1 protein-coding gene is annotated in these 535 nt (G+C 60.9%); it reads right to left on the bottom strand.

The window, feature by feature from the left end; all coding sequences use genetic code 11:
- On the bottom strand, positions 1 to 535 hold a 535-nt coding region (locus ACOCD2_RS25770), incomplete at both ends, for a transposase (protein WP_419626426.1).

Below are 535 nucleotides of genomic sequence, written 5' to 3' on the forward strand. Positions count from 1 at the left end.
GACGCAGGCCATGCAGCAGGACATAGGCGAAAGAAGAGAAGTACAGCCGCAGTTGGTTCGCCCGCAGGGTGGCACTGCTGGTGCGATCGGCGAACAGTCCCAGTTGCTGCTCCTTGATCCGATTTTGTTCGGCGCATCCCTGCGCCTCACCCCTTCGGGGCTTGCGCGAAAATTCATTCCCGATGAATTTTTCCATCTCGCCACGGGCACAGTAAAGATCTTCGTATAAATGTTGGGCATCCGCGTCACGGGGGCTCAGGTTGGTGACGACAAAACGCGGATTGGCCTTGCCCGGCAGGTATTCCGCCTTGCCGATCACCCGCCGTTCACAGGACCAGGATTTGCGCGTGCGGTAGCGGAAGTCACGGAAACACCGGGCGGCCTCGCCGGTGCGCTCACAGGCCAGGCGGGCCGCTTCCATTTCTTTGCCCAAGGCCTGTTGCAGGCGCTTGTTGCGCGCCAGACCCAGAACATAGCCCACGTCGTTGGTCTCGCACCAGGCCATGATCGCGTCACGGCAGAAACCCGAGTCTGC

It is taken from the genome of Thiolapillus sp. (assembly GCF_048562965.1).
GTDB lineage: Bacteria > Pseudomonadota > Gammaproteobacteria > Chromatiales > Chromatiaceae > Thiolapillus > Thiolapillus brandeum_A.